At 69.2% G+C, this 19,556-nt stretch carries 25 protein-coding genes; 8 read left to right on the top strand and 17 right to left on the bottom strand.

Features of this window, described 5'->3' with window-relative positions; all coding sequences use genetic code 11:
• Positions 1-70: 70 nt before the first annotated feature.
• The 3 genes from A6P39_RS39590 to A6P39_RS39580 form a co-directional block, all read right to left on the bottom strand.
• Positions 71-1,885: an ABC transporter ATP-binding protein gene (locus tag A6P39_RS39590; RefSeq protein ID WP_234378671.1), complete on the bottom strand. Its 1,815-nt coding sequence runs from the start codon at positions 1,883-1,885 to the stop codon at positions 71-73.
• Between the two features lie 121 nt (positions 1,886-2,006).
• Positions 2,007-2,129, bottom strand: a complete 123-nt coding sequence (locus A6P39_RS39585; protein ID WP_267893275.1) for a hypothetical protein — start codon at positions 2,127-2,129, stop codon at positions 2,007-2,009.
• Positions 2,130-2,287: 158 nt separating this feature from the next.
• Complete coding sequence (locus A6P39_RS39580; RefSeq protein WP_067038867.1) at positions 2,288-2,725, bottom strand: TIGR03618 family F420-dependent PPOX class oxidoreductase; 438 nt, start codon at positions 2,723-2,725, stop codon at positions 2,288-2,290.
• A 187-nt stretch (positions 2,726-2,912) separates the two neighbouring features.
• On the opposite strand from A6P39_RS39580, the gene A6P39_RS39575 reads away from it, so the two are divergent.
• On the top strand, positions 2,913-3,266 hold the full coding sequence (locus tag A6P39_RS39575; RefSeq protein ID WP_079133052.1) for a hypothetical protein: 354 nt from the start codon (positions 2,913-2,915) through the stop codon (positions 3,264-3,266).
• Positions 3,267-3,440: 174 nt separating this feature from the next.
• Positions 3,441-4,442 (top strand): non-homologous end joining protein Ku, encoded by a 1,002-nt coding sequence (ku, locus tag A6P39_RS39570; protein ID WP_067038869.1) that lies wholly within the window; start codon positions 3,441-3,443, stop codon positions 4,440-4,442.
• A 53-nt stretch (positions 4,443-4,495) separates the two neighbouring features.
• Here ku and A6P39_RS39565 read toward each other — a convergent pair whose 3' ends face one another.
• The 8 genes from A6P39_RS39565 to A6P39_RS39530 all read right to left on the bottom strand — a co-directional run bounded on the left by A6P39_RS39565 (position 4,496) and on the right by A6P39_RS39530 (position 9,843).
• A complete protein-coding gene (locus A6P39_RS39565; RefSeq protein ID WP_067038870.1) occupies positions 4,496-5,278 on the bottom strand; it encodes an Fpg/Nei family DNA glycosylase in 783 nt (260 codons plus the stop codon).
• A gap of 171 nt (positions 5,279-5,449) precedes the next feature.
• Positions 5,450-6,265, bottom strand: a complete 816-nt coding sequence (locus A6P39_RS39560; RefSeq protein ID WP_067038871.1) for a UdgX family uracil-DNA binding protein — start codon at positions 6,263-6,265, stop codon at positions 5,450-5,452.
• A gap of 27 nt (positions 6,266-6,292) precedes the next feature.
• The gene (locus A6P39_RS39555) at positions 6,293-6,712 is read right to left on the bottom strand and encodes a CBS domain-containing protein (RefSeq protein WP_067038872.1); all 420 of its coding nucleotides are present in this window, start codon (positions 6,710-6,712) and stop codon (positions 6,293-6,295) included.
• 399 nt (positions 6,713-7,111) lie between these two features.
• Positions 7,112-7,660 carry a type 1 glutamine amidotransferase domain-containing protein gene (locus tag A6P39_RS39550; RefSeq protein ID WP_067038873.1) on the bottom strand — a complete coding sequence of 183 codons (549 nt, stop codon included), beginning with the start codon at positions 7,658-7,660 and terminating at the stop codon, positions 7,112-7,114.
• A gap of 118 nt (positions 7,661-7,778) precedes the next feature.
• Positions 7,779-7,964: a hypothetical protein gene (locus A6P39_RS39545; protein WP_067038874.1), complete on the bottom strand. Its 186-nt coding sequence runs from the start codon at positions 7,962-7,964 to the stop codon at positions 7,779-7,781.
• Positions 7,898-8,185, bottom strand: coding sequence for a CBS domain-containing protein (locus tag A6P39_RS45670; RefSeq protein WP_443053084.1), 288 nt, complete (start codon positions 8,183-8,185; stop codon positions 7,898-7,900). Before A6P39_RS45670 ends, A6P39_RS39545 begins: the two co-directional genes overlap by 67 nt.
• Positions 8,186-8,562: 377 nt before the next feature.
• Positions 8,563-9,264: a metal-dependent hydrolase gene (locus A6P39_RS39535; RefSeq protein ID WP_067038875.1), complete on the bottom strand. Its 702-nt coding sequence runs from the start codon at positions 9,262-9,264 to the stop codon at positions 8,563-8,565.
• A gap of 75 nt (positions 9,265-9,339) precedes the next feature.
• Positions 9,340-9,843, bottom strand: coding sequence for an LURP-one-related/scramblase family protein (locus A6P39_RS39530; RefSeq protein WP_067038876.1), 504 nt, complete (start codon positions 9,841-9,843; stop codon positions 9,340-9,342).
• 111 nt (positions 9,844-9,954) lie between these two features.
• Here A6P39_RS39530 and A6P39_RS39525 point away from each other — a divergent pair, with 111 nt between their 5' ends.
• Positions 9,955-10,332: a hypothetical protein gene (locus A6P39_RS39525; RefSeq protein WP_067038877.1), complete on the top strand. Its 378-nt coding sequence runs from the start codon at positions 9,955-9,957 to the stop codon at positions 10,330-10,332.
• A 110-nt stretch (positions 10,333-10,442) separates the two neighbouring features.
• Here A6P39_RS39525 and A6P39_RS39520 read toward each other — a convergent pair whose 3' ends face one another.
• The 4 genes from A6P39_RS39520 to A6P39_RS39505 form a co-directional block, all read right to left on the bottom strand.
• Entirely contained in the window at positions 10,443-11,525 is a 1,083-nt protein-coding gene (locus A6P39_RS39520; protein WP_067038878.1) for a S1 family peptidase, read from the bottom strand.
• A 427-nt stretch (positions 11,526-11,952) separates the two neighbouring features.
• Complete coding sequence (locus A6P39_RS39515; RefSeq protein ID WP_067038879.1) at positions 11,953-12,594, bottom strand: methyltransferase family protein; 642 nt, start codon at positions 12,592-12,594, stop codon at positions 11,953-11,955.
• Positions 12,595-12,713: 119 nt separating this feature from the next.
• Positions 12,714-13,211, bottom strand: coding sequence for a GNAT family N-acetyltransferase (locus A6P39_RS39510; RefSeq protein WP_067038880.1), 498 nt, complete (start codon positions 13,209-13,211; stop codon positions 12,714-12,716).
• Positions 13,212-13,302: 91 nt separating this feature from the next.
• Positions 13,303-13,872 (bottom strand): helix-turn-helix domain-containing protein, encoded by a 570-nt coding sequence (locus A6P39_RS39505; RefSeq protein ID WP_067038881.1) that lies wholly within the window; start codon positions 13,870-13,872, stop codon positions 13,303-13,305.
• A gap of 47 nt (positions 13,873-13,919) precedes the next feature.
• Between A6P39_RS39505 and A6P39_RS39500 the strand changes: the two genes are divergently transcribed.
• Together A6P39_RS39500 and A6P39_RS39495 are read left to right on the top strand one after the other, a co-directional pair.
• Positions 13,920-14,453: a GNAT family N-acetyltransferase gene (locus tag A6P39_RS39500; protein ID WP_067038914.1), complete on the top strand. Its 534-nt coding sequence runs from the start codon at positions 13,920-13,922 to the stop codon at positions 14,451-14,453.
• A 69-nt stretch (positions 14,454-14,522) separates the two neighbouring features.
• Positions 14,523-15,032: a GNAT family N-acetyltransferase gene (locus tag A6P39_RS39495; protein ID WP_067038882.1), complete on the top strand. Its 510-nt coding sequence runs from the start codon at positions 14,523-14,525 to the stop codon at positions 15,030-15,032.
• 46 nt (positions 15,033-15,078) lie between these two features.
• On the opposite strand, the gene A6P39_RS39490 is transcribed toward A6P39_RS39495, so the two are convergent.
• Entirely contained in the window at positions 15,079-16,134 is a 1,056-nt protein-coding gene (locus tag A6P39_RS39490) for an alpha/beta hydrolase (protein WP_067038883.1), read from the bottom strand.
• A gap of 375 nt (positions 16,135-16,509) precedes the next feature.
• On the opposite strand from A6P39_RS39490, the gene A6P39_RS39485 reads away from it, so the two are divergent.
• Positions 16,510-17,067, top strand: a complete 558-nt coding sequence (locus A6P39_RS39485) for a pyridoxamine 5'-phosphate oxidase family protein (protein ID WP_067038884.1) — start codon at positions 16,510-16,512, stop codon at positions 17,065-17,067.
• A 190-nt stretch (positions 17,068-17,257) separates the two neighbouring features.
• Here the strand turns inward: A6P39_RS39485 and A6P39_RS39480 are convergent, their stop codons facing one another.
• The gene (locus A6P39_RS39480) at positions 17,258-17,911 is read right to left on the bottom strand and encodes a TetR/AcrR family transcriptional regulator (RefSeq protein WP_331454180.1); all 654 of its coding nucleotides are present in this window, start codon (positions 17,909-17,911) and stop codon (positions 17,258-17,260) included.
• A 136-nt stretch (positions 17,912-18,047) separates the two neighbouring features.
• Between A6P39_RS39480 and A6P39_RS39475 the strand changes: the two genes are divergently transcribed.
• Together A6P39_RS39475 and A6P39_RS39470 are read left to right on the top strand one after the other, a co-directional pair.
• The gene (locus A6P39_RS39475) at positions 18,048-19,235 is read left to right on the top strand and encodes a cytochrome P450 (RefSeq protein WP_067038885.1); all 1,188 of its coding nucleotides are present in this window, start codon (positions 18,048-18,050) and stop codon (positions 19,233-19,235) included.
• An 8-nt stretch (positions 19,236-19,243) separates the two neighbouring features.
• Positions 19,244-19,465 carry a ferredoxin gene (locus A6P39_RS39470; RefSeq protein ID WP_067038886.1) on the top strand — a complete coding sequence of 74 codons (222 nt, stop codon included), beginning with the start codon at positions 19,244-19,246 and terminating at the stop codon, positions 19,463-19,465.
• Positions 19,466-19,556: the final 91 nt, after the last annotated feature.

Raw genomic sequence — 19,556 nt, 5'->3', positions numbered from 1 at the left:
CTCGACATCGCCGCCCGAAATTTTTTTGGGATCTTCCGTCAGGGGCGAGGCACGTTTCCCGCGTCGTCCCTCAAGCCGCCTCGTGCTCCGGTGTGTTTCCGGTGGTCCATGTCTGGCCCGGGGCCGTGATGACTGCGGTGCCGTCGGTGAGGTGGAGGACGAGGTCGGCCTGTGCGGTCAGGCGCAGGTCGTGGGTGATGAGGAAGGTCGTGCGCCCGGCGGTGAGCCGGCGCAGGGGCGCCATGATGCGGGCCGTGGAGTCGTCGTCGAGTCCTGCCGTGGGTTCGTCGAGGATCAGCACGGGTGCCGTGCGGAGCATGGCCCGCGCAAGGGCGATCCTGCGGCGCTGGCCGCCGGACAGGTTGTTGCCGCGTTTGCCTACGGGGCTGTCGTAGCCGTCGGGCAGCGTGCTGACGAAGTCGTGCGCGTCGGCCGCGACGGCGGCTGCGAGCACGTCCGCGTCCGTGGCGTCGGGTCGGCCGTAGGTGATGTTCTCGCGGACCGTGCCGTCGAAGAGCATGCTGTCCTGCGGGAGCAGGGTGATGTGCCGGCGCACCTCGTCCACCGGGAGTTCGGCGATGTCCCGGCCGTCGAGCAGGATGCGGCCCCGGGACGGCTCGTGGAACCGCAGGAGCAGCTTGCCGAGGGTGGACTTTCCGGTGCCGCTGGGCCCGGTGACCGCGACGAGCAGGCCAGGGGCGATGTCCAGGCGGACCCGGTCGAGTACGGGTTGGCCGCTGCCGGGGTAGGAGAAGCCGACGTCCTCGAAGGTGACGGCGCCGCGCACCGGCTCGGCGAGCGGCGGGACGTCCGGCCGCGGGGCGCTCTCGTGGACCGTGCCGGTGCGCAGCACCTCGATGAGGCGTTCGCAGGCGGCGGTCGCGGAGGAGGCACTGACGACGAGTTCGCCCAGTTCCTGGAGTTTGGGGTGGAGATAGCCGAGGAAGGCGGCGAAGGAGAGCAGGCCTCCGACGCTGAGGTGGTGTTCGGAGATCTGCCAGGCCCCGGCGCCGATCACGGCGAGGACGCTGAGGGTCTCGACCAGTTCGCCCATCGGCCCGTACACCGACGACAGCCGGATCTGGCGCAGCCCGGCGCGCATCCAGCTGCGTCCCTCACGGTGCACCTTGCTGTGCTCGGCCTGCTGCCGGCCGTAGGCCTGCACCAGGGGCATGTTGGCCAGGCTCTCCTCCAGGAGGGTGGCCAGCCGGCCGTTGCTGTCGCGTTCGGCGCGGGTGGCGGAACGCATCAGGGTGCCGAACCAGCGGGCGCCGAACCAGATCAGCGGAGCGGCGGCCAGGGTGATCAGGGCCAGCTGCCAGCTGGTCCAGAACGCCGCCACACCGAACACCACCGCGCCGACGGCAGAGGTGATCAGTTCGACGGGCGCGGAGGCCACCAGTGACTCGACGGTCTCGATGTCGCCGGTCAGCCGGGAGACCAGGTCGCCGGTGCCGAAGCGGTCCAGGGCGTCCGGGGGCACGCGTTGCAGGTGCTGGAAGACCCGGTCGCGCAGGCCCAGCAGGAAGTGTTCGCTGGTCCAGCCGGCCAGATACCCGCCCGCCGCGGACGCGACCGCACCGGCGGCGGCGAGCCCCAGCCAGAGGGCGGCGGGCCCCCAGAAGGCAGCCAGGTCGCCAGGGGTGAGTACGTCGTCGGTGAGGACGCCGACGATGCCGATGGCGCCCGCGTCGCACCCGGCGGAGACCACCAGCAGCACGGCGGACATCAGTACGGCCGCACGGTTGACGCTGACCAGCGGCCAGAACGTACGGAACGCGGCCAGTGGTGAGATACGGGCGTGACGCATCCGCGATGAGGTACCGGCCGCGGCTTCCACCCCGGAGCCGGCCGCGGACATGGTGGGGGGTGCTGCGGTGTGCATGACCGGCGCCTCCTGGGCACTGCCCGATCCGACGACGTGCCGGGATCCGTCGCGCACATGTGCTGCGCGCACGGACCCCGGCACGGTCTCTGCCTGTGTGGTCGTGTTCCGCCAGGTCTCGCTACTTGGCGGCGGCCTTCTTGTGCTTGCGGTGGTGCTTCTTCTTGTGGTGCTTGGCCTTGGCGGCGGCGCCGCCTTCCTTCTTCTTGGCCTTCTTGGCCAGCGTGATCTTGGCGAAGGACATACTGGTATCCCTTCCCGATGGGCCGTCAATCGGCGCTGCTCGCCGCTGACTTCTCCTTGTGTTGCACCTGTGATTACGGGGGCGGCCGATGCCTCATTCAAGAGGGAAGGTGAGCGTTGAGCTATATTCCCTTACCAAATCCACAGGCGAGTGACGGCTCAGGAAGGGATGACTCCCGGCCGGAACGGTTCGACGCCGATGATGTGGCGCACTCGGTCCGGCTCGACCAGCACATGAACCCGCTGCTCGCCTTCGATCAGCCAGGGATACCCGTTCAGGCCCAGGTACTTGCGGGCCAGCCGGTCCATGCCGCGCTCGGCCTCCTCGCCCTCCACGAAGCGCACCGCGCGACCGGAGATCTGCACACGGTCGTAGGGGTTCTCGGCGTCGGCGTGCGAGAGGTGGACACGGGCGTCGTTGCGGAGGTTCTCCTCCTTGATCCGGCCGACCGAGGTGTTGAAGACGATCAGCCCGTCCTCCAGACCCACCCACATCGGCGTGACATGCGGCGCCCCGTCCGGCGTCACCGTGCCCACGTACCAGAAGTTCGGCTCCTCCAGCCGCTTGCGCACCGTCTCGTTCAACTCCGCAGCCATGGAAGCTCCTTGCTCTTGATCACCTCTTGCACGGCCACTCTGTCACACCCGTTCGCGCCCGGATCCGGTGCCGCACGCGGGTGCCGAGCGTTCGGAAGACGGATGTTTCTCGGGGGTGGCCCGGGGCGGAGGAGGGCTTGGCCTGCCCGGCGCGCGACGCCGCGCCTGTGGTGGCAGGATGTGGCGGGTGTCCGTCATCAGCAAGCTGCAGATCAAGCCCGATCAGAGCGTCGTGGTACTGGGCAAGCCGCACGACGTCCACCTGGAGATCGAAGCCGCGGGTGACGCGGCTACGGCCGACGCGGTGCTCGCCTTCGTGACCACCTCCGGCGACCTTCTCGGGGCGGGTGCGCAGGCGGCGCTCGCCGCCGCGCGACGCGACGCCCTCGCCTGGGTGGCCTATCCGAAGGGCGGGAAGCTCGGCACGGATCTGGACCGCGACACCCTGGCCGCGGCGCTTTCCGAGCGGGGCGTGCGACCCGTGCGGCAGATCGCCATCGACGACACCTGGTCGGCCCTCCGATTCCGGCCCGGCGACTGATCTCCCGATTCGGATTCGCATCGCCGCGAGACGACCGTATGCGTCGCGCTCCCCCGGGTACCCGCGAAGCGGAGGAAAACCGCGGAGGAAAAGGATGTTTCATACCGGCTGGTCAAGAATTTCACCGGCCCTCGCTCCTGCTGGTGACATCTGTTCACGGAGGGCGGTTTCGGCATGGCACGTGCTGTGTGGAGCGGTGTTCTGACCTTCGGCCTGGTGTCCTTGCCGGTCCAGTTGTACACGGCTACGGACAGCCACACCATCCGATTCCGTCAACTTCAGCGCGGCACCTCGGATCGCGTACGCAACAAACGCGTGAACGAGCGTACGGGCGAGGAAGTGCCGCTGGACGATATCGTCAAGGGGGTGGACGCGGGCGACGTCTACGTGATCCTCGAGCCGGAGGAACTGGAGGACATCGCGCCCGGTCGTTCCCGGGAACTGGAGATCACCGGATTCGTCGACCTGGCGGATGTCGAGCCGGTCTACTTCGACAGGACGTACTATCTGGGACCCAAGGGCGAGCAGCACCAGAAGGTGTATGCCGTGCTGGAGAAGGCCCTGGAAGACGCGAACAAGGCCGGGGTCGCCACCTTTGTCATGCGAAACCGGGAGTATCTGGTTGCGGTGAAGGCGGAATCCGGAATTCTGTCCCTGCACACCTTGCACTGGGCGGATGAAATCCGTGATCCGCGCGCAGAGATCGACGATCTTCCCGGGCGGGTCAAACTGGCCGACCGCGAGCTGAAGATGGCCGAGCAGCTGATCGACTCGTTGAGTATGGAATGGGATCCGCAGGATTTCCACGACACCTTTCACGACAAGGTGCAGGAACTGGTCGCGGCCAAGACGAAGGGCGAGAGCGTCGAGAAGGCCGAGCAGCCGGCCGAGGCCACCAACGTCGTGGATCTCATGGCGGTGCTCCGGGCCAGCGTGGACCGCGCGGAGTCGAAGAAACACGGAACGTCGCAGGGCAAGGGCGGCACGTCGAAGAAGGCGGCCACCACTCGCCGGGCCCGGCGGCAGGCGCAGGCCTCACTCGACTCGTTGACCAAGTCGCAGCTGTACGCCATGGCGGCTGAGGCCGGCGTCAAGGGCCGCTCCGCCATGAGCCGCGAGGAGCTTCTCAGAGCGCTCTCCCGTGCCGGCACACGCGGCCATGCCCAGGCGTCGTGACGCGGGGACCCGACGAGTATGCGCCGAGCCCTCCGCCCGACGCTGTGCCCCGTTCAGTGCTGGCAGTTCTCGCACCAGACGGTACGGCGGCCGGAGACACGCGAGGAACGCAAGCGTGCGCCGCAGCGGGGACACTCCGGTTCCGCGTCGTCGCGACGGCCCGTGAGCCAGGTCCGGCGCGGCGGCACGCACCCGTCACGAGTGGCGGTGGCGAGCACGCGCCGCATCGCCGTGAAGATGTGCCGCGCCTCAGCGTCGTCGAGGTCCCGCGCCGGACGCCGGGGTGCCACCCGCGCCCGCCAGAGGATCTCGTCGCTGAGCAGGTTCCCGAGCCCGGCGATGAGGGACTGGTCCATCAGCACGCCCTTCACGGCTCCTCTGTGTCTGGTGAGCAGGTCCAGGAAGTCCGGGCGTGTCATGTCTAGGGCATCGGGGCCCAGCTCGTCCAGCAGCCGCTCCAGCGTCCGCGGGTTCGGGGACAGGCGTATGCCTTGCAGTTTGCGCTGGTCCCGGTAGCGCAGCTGCCGTTCGTCGTCGAAGGTCAGGACGACCCGGTCATGGGTCGCCGGTGGGTCGTCCGCCGAGGCGCTCAGCAGCTCGCCCGTCATGCCGAAGTGCCAGACGAGAGCCGGGCCATCGCCGATCGGGACGACCAGCAGCTTCCCATGGCGTCGCGGCCGGCCGAGCCGCTGCCCCTCCACTTCCCGGCGCAGACGTTTCGCGGTGACCCCGCGCAGCACGCCCGCGTCACGCACCTCGACGCGCCGTACGCGTCGGCCGCGGCAACAGGTGTTCAGTACGCGACGAAAGCTCTCGACGTCAGGCAACTCCGGCACGCCTGCCTCCCGGAGCATGTCAGGGCGGGTACGAACCGCTGCGCCACGCGGCCGGTTCCTACGGCTGGCGGCGCGGTGTCCGACCCGGCGGCTCTTGGCCGGTCGGGTACCCGAACCGTCACCCCGTATGTCTCGACCAAGTCATGGAACCGACCGGCCGGGGCGGCAAGGTCATCCGTCCTCGCCCGGTCGGGCGTGGCCGTCGTCGTCGCCGTCGCCGTCGCCGTCGCTGTCGCTTTCCGCCAGGAGGTCCGCCACGAGTCGCAGGTCGCCCACAAGGCCGTCGTAGACCTTCGTGCGGTCGGCGTCGTCGGCGCGCAGCACGGCGGACGGGTGGATCGTCGCCACCAGCGCCCTGATCCCTTCCTCGGCCTCGCCCGTACCGCTTCTTTCTCCGTGTCCTTCTCCTTCTGCATCTGCGTCTACGTCGCCTTCGCCGCTCTCGCCGAGGCCCGGCCAGGACAGGAGCATGCCGCGCTGCTCGGTCACCCGGAATCCCGAGCCGAGCAGGGCTTTGCCCGCCGTCCCGCCGAGCGCGACGACCACCTCCGGTGACACGACCCTCAGCTCCGCCACGAGCCACGGCCGGCAGGCCGTCATCTCGCGAAGGTTCGGAGCCTTGTGAATACGGCGTTTGCGGCCTTCGGGAATCGTGAACTTGAAGTGCTTGACCGCGTTGGTGACGTACACCCGCTCCGGATCGATGCCGGCGTCTGCGAGCGCCCGCCTCAGTACCTTGCCGGCGGGGCCGACGAACGGTCTGCCCTGCCGGTCCTCCTGGTCCCCGGGCTGCTCACCGAGGAGCAGCACGCGTGCGGACGTGTCGCCTTCGCCGAACACGGTCTGGGTGGCTTCCCGGTACAGCGGGCAGCCCTGACACCGCGCGGCCGCCTTCCGCAGCCCCGGCAGACCTGCGCGCCGTCCCGGGAGGAAGGGCGTCGCGTCATGCCCGCTGGCGTCCTTTACCTCGGTATCCGTTCCGGCCATGACATGTCATCCCTCAAGAAGTCCACCTCATGCATCGGGCCGGGCCGCGCTGATGTCTCCGAGCGCGGAGCCGGGATCCCGTTCGATGGCCAGGTCTCCCAAGGAGACGATTCCGACGGGGTGGCCGTGCTCGACCACCGGGATCCGGCGCACCGCCCGCTCCCGCATCAGGCCGATGACCTGATCGATGTCGTCATCGGGAGCGACGGTGACCGGATCGTCGCTGCACGCGCTCACCACCGTCCGGTCGCCGACGGCGCCGCCTTCCGCCATGACGCGGACGACCAGGTCCCGGTCGGTCACCACGCCGCGCAGCCGGCCCTCGTCGACCACCAGGACGTCGCCGACATCCTCACGACGCATCAGCTGGGCGACGTCGATCACCGATGTCAGCGGGGCCACCGTGACAAGGTCCGTCGTCATGATCTCGCGAACCTGCTGGGTCATGCTTCCTCCCTCACGATCCGCAAACGCAGGGCGCCGGAAGCGGCAGGACGTCCGGTCCGGCATCCCGGCCCCCGGGTACCCTCGGTCCGTCGCGCGATGCCGGGAGCGGCGTGGCCCATTCCGCACCGGGCTGGTGGGAGGCTCCCGTGGCGATGTGCCGCGACGGCGGCCATGAGGGCCCGTACGGATTCCGGGCTCGCGGGGTCCGGGGCAGCGTCCGTCACCACGCTCAGGTCGGCCGTCATCCGGTGGGCCTCTGGCGTCGAGCAGATCGAAGTCGAAAGCGAACTCATCGCCCTCCGCCCCGAGTTGGACGGCACCGAGTGCCCGTTCCGGGAACTCTCCCGCCCTGATCGCCTCCCACGGGTCACGCCGGTTGAAGTCCGCGCCTCGTCGCATTCACTGTCCCGCCGCCTCCTCCTCGAACACGTCCAGACAGGCTTCGCAGAACGCCTTCAGATCGCCCGGCTTCCGGCTGGTGACCAGCTTGTTGGGCCCGTGGTCACAGATCTTGACCTGCTCGTCGACCCAGGTGCCGCCCGCGTTGCGGATGTCGGTCCGCAGGCTCGGCCACGAGGTCAGCTCCCGCCCCCGCACCACGTCCGCCTCGACGAGCGTCCAGGGCGCGTGACAGATCGCGGCGACCGGGCGCCCCCGCTCGAAGAACTCCTTCACGAACGCGACGGCCTTGTCATTCATCCGCAGGAAATCCGGATTGGCCACCCCGCCCGGCAGCACCAGGCCGCCGAACGACTCCGCGGACACATCGCCGACGACCGCGTCCACCGTGAACGTGTCCGCCTTGTCGAGGTGATGGAAGGCCTGAACCTCGCCGGAGCCGGTCGACACCAGCACCGGATCATGCCCGGCCGCCAGGGCCGCCTGCCAGGGCTCGGTGAGTTCCACCTGTTCGACGCCCTCGGGCGCCGTCAGAAACGCGATACGCATGATGGACCTGCTCTCCTTTCCCGGTCGCCCCCCTCTGCTGACGCTCTCGGTTCCTGTCCTTGTCGATACGTGTCCTTGTCGTTTTCCTGTTCTTGTCGATACCTGTCGTCGTGCTCTCTCATTCGCCGGGGTCGACGCTGCTGTGGAGGTCCGGCGTCGGTGCCACCGTGGGTGCCGAGGTCACCTCGCGAGCCGGATCGTCGGCGCAGACGTGGCCCACGGGTGCACCGTCCTCGATCACCGCGGCATACCGGGCCGAGTGCTCGCGGATCGTCTTCGTCGCCGTCTCCAGGTCCTCGTCCACGTCGACGTGATCAGCTCCCCGTGCAGGGCCTGGGCGACGGGCATCCGCTGGGGGTCGGCTCCGTCCGCGACGGCGCCGACCAGGAGGTCACGATCACTGACCAACCCCATCAGATCGTCGTCGTCCATCACCAGAACCAGGCCGATGCCCTGGTCGCGCATCACCTGAGCCACTGAGGTCACAGAGGCCTCGGCAGTCACGGCTGTCGGAGCACCGGCCATGACGTCACGCACTGTCCTGGCCATTTCGGCCCCCTTCAACGCTCCGATACGGCGCACTCGCCGATTTCCTCGGTCGGGTACCCCGTGTCGTACGACTCACCGCGTGCGCACTCCTTGCACATGCCAACTTGATCCGCAACGACCTGCTTCTGTGCCATCCGACGAGAGCCTGGTGATGGTCGCCCGGCACGTGCGTGAGTTCCACGACCTGACGGCCGGCACCCCGCTGGCCGGGAGGTCGTGTGTCCACGATCTTGTGGTGGCAGGACCGGTGCTGGCGGGGCAGGAGCAACTGGCCAAACCGCTGGCGGAGGTACGGGCCGAGCGGGACGAACTCGCCGTCGCCGTTGGACCGGTGACTTCACGTTGGCGGAGGTTCAGTGCAGGGGGTGGGGCGAAAGGACGGTCAGCCAGAGCAGGGCGATGGTCCCGGCGCCCATCAGCGGCGTCAGTATCTCGGTCTCCAGCTTGTTGCCGCTGCTCTTGATCAGCACGATCTCGTAGCGCGTCTTCAGCGGCCACAGCCAGGGTGCGCCCTGTTTGGTGATGGAGTCTCCGAGGAGATGGGCCAGGCAGCCGAGTCCGATGACGTAGGGCAGCCAACCAGGAGCGGAGGGGATGAACTTGGCGATGGCCGCGGTGCCCAGAGCGGCCAGGGCCACATTGGTGCCCCAGGCATGGAAACCATGGCCGGGCGGGCAGAGATTGAGTGCCCGTACCGCCAGCGCCAGCAGGAGGAAGCACATCCCGAGCGTGAACGGCCTGCCCAGATAGGCGATTCCGGCCCAGGTGCCCACAGCCATGAAGGCGACGAAGAACAGGGAGTGGGTGGCGTGGCGATGGCCTCCGGAGACGAAGGCGACAAAGCGGCACAGCAGTCGCGAGACCGGACCGAGGAAGTTCGCGATCGTGCCGTCGTGGTGGTCCAGGTCGGGCAGAAGTGCGGCGCCCGCGCACAGTACCGTGCCCATGAGCATCTCCTGGGGCGACAGGTGCGTGTGCAGCAGCGCGGGTGGCAGGTACGGAGCGGTGCCGGCGAACAGCAGGGCGCCGCTCACGGCGTGCGAATGGCCCATCATGGTGCGGTAGTTCTCCCCCGATTCGGCGCCGCGGCAACGGCGCGTCCATGTTCGAGTGTCAATGATGTGCGTGCGTCACAGGTTGGTGAGCTGTTCACCCTCGCGGTCCTCGATGATGTGGTCCACGCACACTGCGAGGATGATCAGCAGCAGCCAGTCCGGTTCGCTCATCACGTCGATCGCGTAGGCGTCGCGGATGGTGAACCAGCGGCGCGAGATGTGGGCCAGGGTGCCACTGTCGTCCGCTATGTCGAACTCGCGGTCCCAGAGGTTGCCGGCGATGCGCAGCCGGCGCCCGCCGCGCAGGCTCACCTTGAAGCGGTCGGCGAAGATCCGGAACGTCCGCTTGCTGATGCGGCCCACGGTCTCGCCGTTCTGCTTGATGAGGATCGTGTGGTGGAAGGTGAGCGCCTTCTTGACGATGCTCGCCACCTGATTGCCCTCGGTGTCGACGAAGTCGAACGTGGTGCGCAGCCGCAGCAGTTTGCGGTCGACCTTGAACAGCTTCTCCCGGTGTTCCGTCTCGACCCATGCCTCCTCGTGGAAAGCCAGCATGCGGTCGCGTACCAGGTAACGCATGAGAACCCCGTCCAGATCCGCCGATAGGAAGAACCATTGCCCGACGCGATAATAGTTGCGGCGTTGCGCAAGACAGCAACCGCATCCGCACATCACACGGGGAGGACATGAATGACCCTCACACGTCGGCAGGGCCGTAAGGGCCGCGTCGCTGCCGTACTCCTGACGCTGCTGCTCGGCCTCGGTCTGGCGGTGACGCCGGCCGCCGCGGCACCGGCCGCCGCTCGGCACACCACGGCGACCACCGGCACCGTACGCGCCGTCACGGCGTTTCCGGGCGCCGCATCCACCATCCGCCTAAGGCGCACCACTTCCACACATCACGCATCGGCGGTCCATCTTCGCAGGACGAAGACGAAGAAGAAGAGCTTTCTCAAGAAGCTCGGCATCTTCCTCCTGGTCGTCGTGATCCTCGTGATCCTCTTCATCGTCCTGGTCGTCTGGCTGCTTATCCACCTCATTCGCCGGGCCTTCCGTGGGAGGCGTTGACGCGAAGAGCCGGTTACGGCACCCCGGACACGCAAAGGCCCCAACCGGCCTCGATCGAGGGCCGGTTGAGGCGCATGCGCGACGGATACGGCGTCACGGGCAGCCGGTGGCTACGGAAGAGTGGCCCCCTCCGCGCTCAGCGCCGCCGGCACCGGCTGGAAGAAGGTCTCGCCGCCGGACGTGCAGTCACCGCTGCCACCCGAGGTCAGCCCGATGGCCGCGTCGGCGTCGAAGAGCGCGCCGCCGCTGTCGCCGGGTTCGGCGCACACATCGGTGTCGATGAGGCCGGAGACCGAGCCCTCCTGGTAGTTCACGGTCGCGTCGAGCCCGTTGACCGTCCCGCCGTGGACGCCCGAGGTGCTGCCGCTGCGCTGGACCGACTCGCCCACGTAGGCGTCGGCGGCGTGGGTGATCTGCTGGCTGCTGCCGTCGTAGAGGTCGACGACGCTGGCGTGGTCACTGCTCGAGTCGTCGTACTGGACCAGGGCGTAGTCGGTACCGGGGAACTGTGAGTCGACGGTCTGGCCGACCTCCCCGCCGCCCTGCGAGTCGGACCACGTCGAGGAGGCGTTGCCGCAGTGCCCCGCGGTCAGGAAGTACGGGGCGCCGTTCACCGTCACGTTGAACCCGAGGGAGCAGCGCACGCCGCTGCCCCAGATGGCGTCGCCGCCCGCGATCAGCGGCTTGAACGCGGAAGTGGCCCGCCGTACGAGGACCTTGTCGCCGAGCGAGTGGATCACGGAGTTCAGCCGGGTGCGCTTGGCACCGGTGACCGTCGGGTCGACCGTCACGACCACCTTGTCCTGGCGGGGGTCGATCGACCAGGCGGTGCCCGCGATCCGGGCCCGCTGGGTCAACGTGCCGAGCGCGGCGTGGAGTTGGCTCGTGGTGTAGCGCACGGTTCTGGGCACGGCACCGGTGCCGAGGACCTGGCTCGCCGCGGACGGGTCGGTGATGTTGACGACGAACTGGTGGGCCGCGGCGTCGTAGTAGGAACCGGCAGCGCGGTCACCCAGCCGTGCGACGAGGGCCGCGGCGGACGCGGCTCGGGCCGCGGACGGGGTGGCCGCTGCGGACGCGGGGGCGGCCGCGGCCGATCCGGCACCGGGGAGCAGGGCCGCGCCGGCCGTGAGGACGACGACGCTCGCTCCGGTCAGCGCGCGGGTGGTGAGAGTCGTTCGGCGTTGCGTCATGTGAAGCCTCCAGTGGGGGTTGCCCCGTCCGCTCGACGGGCCGGGGCCGGAGGAGTGCGAATCACGGGGACGCCTCGACCTGGGGATCGGACGTGCCCATGCCAAACGCCGACGAGTATGGCGATCCGCTCCCGCCCTAACAAGGAAGGATTCCGGCCGGAGATCCGGTACACCGGTCAGCCCGGAGCCTCTCCCGTCTTCGCACTCCGAGCCCCCGCCCCCGTACCCGGCGTCACGCACAGTGCCGGCCGCCGCGCCGACTGCCCACGCTCGGTTCACCGCCGGCTGGCCGGTATGCAGCGATTCCGTCCGGAATACGGACCAGCCGTCCTTGATTTAGAGCACTCTTGGCCCATCGATGACCTGACGCCGCCGCACCTTCGATTCCGGCGGGCATGCGGAGGTTCTCACGCCTCAGCGGGATGCTTCATGAGCGGGCGCCGCGCACAGGGGCGGCGGGTGAGCCCCCGTGCCGGATCCAGGGAATCAGTGCCGGGACATGGGCGCGGTAGGCCTCGTAGGCCGTGCCGAACCGCCCGGCCATCAGACGGTCCTCGGCCCGGACCCGCAGGAGCAGCCAGGGAACGGCGACTATGAGGACGGCCACCCAGACGCCGAAGCCACAGGCCAGCATGCCGCCGGTGACGAGGCCGAGCAGGCCTGTGTAGATGGGGTGGCGGACCAGCCCGTAGGGGCCGTCCGTGCGGAGTTCGTGGTGTTCCCGGACCGTGGGGACGCTGGCCCACATCGTGCCCAGCACCCACCGGGCCCACAGCAGCAGGGCGGTGGAGGCGACGGCGAGCGCGGCCCCCAGGAGGGCCAGCTCGGGTTGCCAGTACCGCAGGTGCCGCCAGAAGCTTCGCGAGTGGCTGAGCAGAACGGAGAACACGTAGACACCCGCGACCAGGAGGACCCGGCGGGGGAACGTACGCCGCTGTCCGCGCCACCAGCCGCGCACACCGGCGTGGCTCTTCACGCCGAAGTAGACGGCACCGACGATCCAGGCTGCGTAAAAGACCAGGACGCAGATTCCGATGAGCACGACCAGCGCCGAATGAAGCGATCCCATGCCTCAAGGGTGCTCCGGGAGCACCACGCATGACCACCACCCACGGGTCGATGGACGCGCCCCACCCGTCTCCACCCTCAGATGGAGTCGGGCCGCCTCGGCACCGAAGCCGCCGGAATTCAATACCGAGGACCGCTGAGCGCGAGCCGCCAATTATTGGACCGGATGAAATTTCCGGGCGGATACTCGAACTCGCACTCTCCCAGCAATTCGAATCCCGCTTTCCGGCACACCGCGTTGGACGCGCCATGGTGCACGGAGGGGAAAGCATGCAGCCATGGGCGCGAACCCTCCCGGGCGGCCCGTTCAGCGCAGAGACGAACGGCCTCGGCCGCGAAGCCCCGGCCCTGGTACTCGGGGAGGATGCCGTACCCGGTCTCGTAGATCCGCTGCCCGTCCCACTCCCGCGTCCAGTACCCGACCGAGCCGACCGCCCGGCCGTCCAGGACTGCCAGGAACATTTGGCCATCGGCAAGGCTGAAGTACCGCTCGTGACGGCGCAGAAGCTGTTCGGCGGTCTCCGGGCCTCCGAGGTGTTCCATCAACTCGGCGGTGTTCTGCCGATGGAGCACGTCGAGCCCTTGATCGGACCACGGCGCGAGTATGAGAGACGTCATGCGCCCAAGCTAGTTCAAGGGTCCGACAGTGCCCCCTTTCCCCACCGACTCGGTCACCGGTCCGCAGAAGGACGGGGCGCCTCCGGGAGCCTTACCTCGCGCCCCGGGGACGCATGATGAGTGCCGCGACGCAGTACGAGCACGGTGTCGGTCCGGGGTTGGCATAGCTGTGGATGACGTCGGCCGCAAAGTACACCGAGTCACCGGCACCGAGGTCCACGGACCGGTCGGCCAGTGTGAGGCGCAGGGTGCCGGATTCCACGGCGATGAACTCATGCGAGCCCGAGGCATAGGCGGGGAACTCGCCGGCGTCGCAGCCCGGGGGCAGGACAGTACGGATCCACTCGAAGTTCACCCCGGGCACCACGGGGGTCAGGATCGTCCGGCGCCAGCCACCCGGCTCCTCGACCGTGTCCTGCTCGGCGGCGCGGCGCACGATCACGCGCAGGTCGTCCGGCTCGGCGACCAGCTCGGCGAGCGGGACGCCCAAGCCGTCGGCGATGCGCGCGAGGACGACGACGGTGGGCGCCTTCTGGCTGCGCTCGACCGACGACAGCATGCTCACACTCACCGCGGCCGCATCCGCGAGCTGCTGCAGAGTCAGGCCGAGCCCGTGCCGCAGCCTCTGCACACGGCCGCCCAGGGTCACGAGATCCAGCATTCCTCTATAATAGCCATCTCTTCGCTATAGAGGAATGGGTGCTCGAGATGACAGCAGTCCCGGCGACCGTCCGCACGGCGACCGCCTCCGACCTCAAGGCCGTGGCCGACATATACACGCACTACGTCCGCCACAGCGTGGCCACCTTCGAGGAGATCCCGCCGACCGTCGCCCACTGGAAGCAACGGCTGGACGACCTGTCCGGACGGAAACTGCCCTTTCTCGTCGCCGAGTCGGACGGAGCGGTGACCGGCTTCGCCCATGCGTCGCCCTGGCGTCCGAAGCCGGCGTACCGGAACACGGTGGAGGACACCATCTACCTCGCGCCCGACGCCACCGGCCTGGGCCTCGGCACGGCCCTGCTCGAGGCGGTCATCACCGAGTCCGCCAGGGCGGGCATGCGGCAGATGATCGCCGTCATCGCCGACACCGGCAGTGAGGCCTCCCGCGCCCTGCACCGCCGCTTCGGCTTCACAGACGCCGGCCACCTGGTGGGGGTCGGCCACAAACACGGCCGCTGGATCGACACCTTCCTCATGCAACGCACGCTGACCGCGGGGCACGACCCTCAGGTACGGTGACCGATCTTCGCGTGTGGCGCGGAGCCGAGACGACCGCACGAACACCAACAGGAAGAGGTGTCCCTCCCCATGGTCAACGCCTGGACCACGCGCGCCGAGGCGCCCGGCGACATCCCCGCCATCCGCGAGGTCAACCTCGCGGCCTTCGGCACTCCTCTGGAGGCCGACCTCGTGGACGCGCTGCGCGCCGACGCCTCCTGGATCGAGGGCCTGTCCGTCGTCACCACGGCCGCGGACGGTACGGTCGTCGGTCATGCCCTCCTCACGCGCTGCCACATCGCAGACACCCCGGCGCTGTGTCTGGCACCCGTGGCCGTACGCCCTGGACATCAGCGCACCGGCGCCGGCTCTGCCGCCGTCCACGCCGTCCTCCAGGCCGCCGAGGGCAGGGGCGAGTGCCACGTCGTCGTCCTCGGAGACCCGTCGTTCTACTCGCGCTTCGGCTTCGGCCGGGCCTCGGAGCATGGCATCGGCGTCAGCATCGACGTCCCCGACGAGGCCCTGATGGCCCTCACCCTGGACCCGGGCCGTCCGCTGCCCAGCGGCGTCGTGCGCTATGCCGCGCCGTTCGGCATCTGATCCACCTCGCAGCGCGCGGATGCCGCCGGCGCCGGACCTGGCTCGGTCATCCCTTCGGTGCGCTGGTGTGGTGGCTGAGGAAGCTGAAGGCCGCCGGGTACAACCGTGTCCAGGTGTTGTAGTTGTGGCCGCCGTCGGGCAGCACGATGGTCTGCGTCCGGACCCCGGTGGGGGCGGCCGCCTTCGCGAACTGCTGGATGTAGTGCGGCGGGCTGAGCCGGTCCTCGGCCGATGTGGCCAGGAACAGGCTCACCGATGCGGTGCTGTGCCTGACCATGTACGTTGGGCTGGTGCGTTCGCGTGACACCGGGTCCGTGATGACGCCCGTGTCGCCGGTCAACGGGTCGGGATCCAGTGCGGCGCCGGCTCCGAAGACCTTCGGGTAGGCCAAGGGCAGCCCCGCGGCGCAGAAGCCTCCGGTGGAGAAGCCCATGACGCCCCAGCTCCTGGCGCCGGGGAGGGTGCGGAACTTGTGGCTGATCAGTTCCGGCACGTCACGCGCCATCCAGGTGGCGACCTTCCGGTTCGGCTGATCGGTGCAGTCGGTGTCCACACCGCCCGGGTCGACCACCGGCATGGCCAGGATGAACGGGTGTGAGGTGCCCGCGTTCATCAGGCGCTGGAAGTCCCCGGGCATGCCGCCGTGTTCCAGCCAGGATGCGGGGCTGCCCGGCACTCCGTGCAGGAGCAGCACGACCGGGAAGCGCGTGTGGCGGTATCGGGGCTGGTTGTACTGCGGCGGCGTCCATACGATGACCTGCCCGGACAGCTGTGAGTGCTGACCACGGAAGTAGGTGTCCAGCATCCCTGTGTCGCTGTGGGTGAACTTCGCGCGGTCGGGCGGCGGGCCGGGCATGGCGACGGGCGCGTTGTCCCTGCCCAGCAGGTCGTCCCAGGAGGCGTAGAGGCCGTAGTCGTTGTTGATCCAGGTCGCGACCACCGAGATCGCGGTGAGCTGGCACAGGCCGATCATGGTCAGCCGGAGCAGCCAGCGCAGCGACTGGGGCCCCCGGAGCCGTGACCAGAGCACCATGGTGCCGGCCACGCACAATGCGGTGGCCGCGATCAGCAGGACGAAAAACGGCGTCCCCGTCAGACTCATGGGCAATCCCCCAGCAGGTCGATGTTGCACAGTGTTAGACGTGCGCCGCGGAATCACGGTTGGGCGCGTCGACAAAACCGTGATCCGGACGCCCGTACCGTCCGCCTGCGAGCAGCCTGCGCCCCGTTTCGCCTTGCCGTTTCGAGACCTCCGTCACACCTTTGAGCCTCGAGGGCCGCCGCGAGTGCGGCGTCCGCGTCCCGCCGTGCGCAGGCCGTCAGGATCTCCCGGTGCTGAGGGCCGGCCAGGCTGTGGCGCAGGTCAAAGTGCATACGGATGCGTTCGGCATCACCCGGACGGTGCAATGCGTCGGCGTGGCGATGACTTCCGCCCGGGCAACCGGTCTTCATGGAAGGGACGAAAAGGAGATCCGCCATGCCGAAACAGGGACCCGCCAAGCAGCCCACGTCCGAGCTGGACTCCCGCTACAGCTCCGCGCTCAACCCCCGCCCGGGTGCCGCGGACGTCACCGCCACCGACTGGTCCGAGGCCCAGCGGCGGCTGTCCGCCGCCGAGATCTTCTGGGTGTCCACAGTACGACCCGACGGCCGGCTGCACGTCACCCCCGTGATCGCCGCTTGGCACGACGGGGCGCTGTACTTCTCCACCGGCGCGGAGGAGCAGAAGGCGAGGAACCTCGCTCACGACAGCCACTGCGCACTGACCACCGGCGGCAACTCGCTCAGCGAAGGCCTTGACCTCGTGGTCGTGGGCCAGGCCGAGCCGGTCGCCGATCCCGCCCTGCTGGAGGAGGTCATCGCCGCATACGAGGCGAAGTACGGGGCGCACATCACCTCGCCCGAGGGCACCTTCCACGGGATCGGGGACGCGTTCCGCAAGGGGCGCGCGATGGTGTTCGCGGTGGTCCCGGACACGGCGTACGGCTTCGGCAGGCGCGACGGGGTCTACACCCATACACGGTGGGCGTTCTGATACACGGTGAACGCCACTGCGTGATCCGTGGGCAATACAGCCAGGGCGTGCCAGACCCCACGACGCCGGGATGATCCAAACGACACCCGCTAGGGGCGCGGATCACCCGCGTCCTCACCGCGCTCCTCACCGGCCTCGGTGTGCGCTCCGCCACGACCGGCTGAGGGTTCGCCGGCGCGCTCGGCCGTACTCACTCCCCTGCATCCGCTCGGCCCCCGGGCGCCTTCCCGTCCCGCAGGAGCCCTTCGAGCGCCGTGAGCACGTGGCCGCAGATGTCGTCCGGTTCCGCGCTCGCCAGTGGTTCCTGGCCGACCACGACCCGCATCAGGCCGATGCCGAGCAGCCAGGCCATGGCGAGCTGGGCGCGCAGCTCGCTGTCGTCGGCCGACGACAGACCGGCGAGCGCGGCGGCGTACTCCTCCCCCAGCGCGCGGACGGTGTCCGGGGCGGCGTCGGCGCTGCCGATCGAGCGCAGGTAGACGGCCAGCAACCGGTCGGAGTCGGGTTTGCCGCCTTCCTCCAGGACACCGCGCAGCGCGGTCTCGAACAGCCGCTCCGGCGGGGTTTGGCGCAACTGCTCCTTGCCCCCCTGCGCCATGACCTCGGTGAGCAGGGCCTTCTTCGATCCGAAATAGCGGAATATGAGCGCTTGGTTCACCCCGGCACGGCCAGCGATGTCACGGACCGTCGCGGCCTCGTACCCACGCTCGGCGAAGACCGCGCCGGCCGCGTGGAGAATGCGCGTACGGGTACCCCGGGCGTCACGCGGGCGGTGCGGAAGGTCCTCGTTCAGCGGGCCGCCGCCGGGCCGCTCCTCATCCCGCGTGTGCTCGCTGGTGTCCACCCTGTGCTCCTTCTGCCGCCGTGAGCCCGCTCGCGCCTGCCGAGGAGCCGACAGCGTAACGGCCGATTAGCGTCGTTGACCGCCCGGTGAGCACCTCCTAGCGTTGTAAGCGCGTGCTTACACCAGGGAGGCAGCAGTGACGGCAATCGACACCCCCCTCGCCTATCCCTTCAACTCCAGCCGGGACCTGGCCCTGTCCGAGGCGTACGAACGTGCCCGTGACACCCCAGGACTGTTGCGCGTCCAGCTGCCGTACGGGGAGCCGGCCTGGCTGGCCACCCGTTACGCGGACGCCCGGCTGGTCCTCGGCGACCAGCGCTTCAGCCGCGCCCTGGCCCTCGAACACGACGAGCCGCGTGCCTCCGAAGGCCGGCGGGACAGCGGGATCCTCAGCATGGATCCGCCCGACCACACCCAGCTGCGGTCCCTGGTCGCCAAGGCCTTCACCGTCCGCCAGGTCGAGAAACTCCGCCCGAACGTCAAGGAGTTGACGTCCACGCTGCTGGACGAGATGGAAGCGGCGGGGCCCCCGGTCGACCTGGTCGACCACTACGCCCTGCCCATCCCGGTCGCGGTGATCTGCCGACTCCTCGGGGTGCCTGAGGAGGACCGCCCGCGCTTCCGTACGTGGAGCGACGCGGCGCTGTCCACCAGCTCCCTGACCGCCGAGGAGTTCGACCGCAATCGCGACGAGCTGCGGGCGTACATGGCCCAGCTGATCACCGCCCACCGTGCGCAGCCGCAGGACGATCTGATGACGGCTCTGATCGACGCGCGCGATCACGACGACCGGCTGTCCGAGCTGGAGCTTGTCGACCTGTGCGTGGGCATCCTCGTCGCCGGCCACGAGACCACCGCCACCCAGATCCCCAACTTCGTTCTCACCCTCCTCGACCATCCCGAGGCGCTGTCCCGACTGCGCGCCGAGCCCACACTCATCACCAGCGCGATCGAGGAGCTGCTGCGGTTCGTCCCCCTGGGCAGCGGCGCGAGTCAGCCCCGCTACGCCAAGGAGGACACCGAGGTCGGCGGCACGCTGGTGCGCACCGGGGAACCGGTACTGGTCGCCGTCGGCGCGGCCAACCGCGACGCGCTGCGCTTCACCGAGGCCGGCGCCCTCGACATCTCCCGCAGCGGCAACGCCCACCTGGGCTTCGGCCACGGTGTGCACCACTGCCTCGGGGCTCCCCTGGCACGCCTCGAACTCCAGGAGGCCATCGGCGCGCTGATGGCACGGTTCCCCCGGCTGCACGTCGCCGGCGACATCACCTGGAAGACCGAGATGCTGGTACGCGGTCCCCGCGTCCTGCCGGTGGGCTGGTGAGACGGCCCATGAGCTGGCAGCTGCACATCGACTCCGGTCGCTGCATCGGCTCCGGGATGTGCGCCGGAGCGGCACCGGACCTGTTCGCTCTCGACGCCGACCACGCGCACCCCGTGAACGAGCACATCGCGGAGAACGACGACCGCGCCCTGGAGGCCGCCGACATCTGCCCGATGCTGGCGATCACGGTCCGGGACGCGGAGGGAAGGGAGATCGAGCCCCGCACATAAGAAGGATCAGGGCCCCGCGAATAGCAAGGTCAGGGCCCTGCACATAGGGAGATCGGGCCCTGCGCAGAAGATCCTGCGAACGCAGCCCCGC

The organism is Streptomyces sp. FXJ1.172 (assembly GCF_001636945.3).
Taxonomy (GTDB): Bacteria; Actinomycetota; Actinomycetes; order Streptomycetales; family Streptomycetaceae; genus Streptomyces.
Note: the sequence above shows the minus strand (reverse complement) of the source record. Positions and strands in the feature narration are given on the sequence as shown.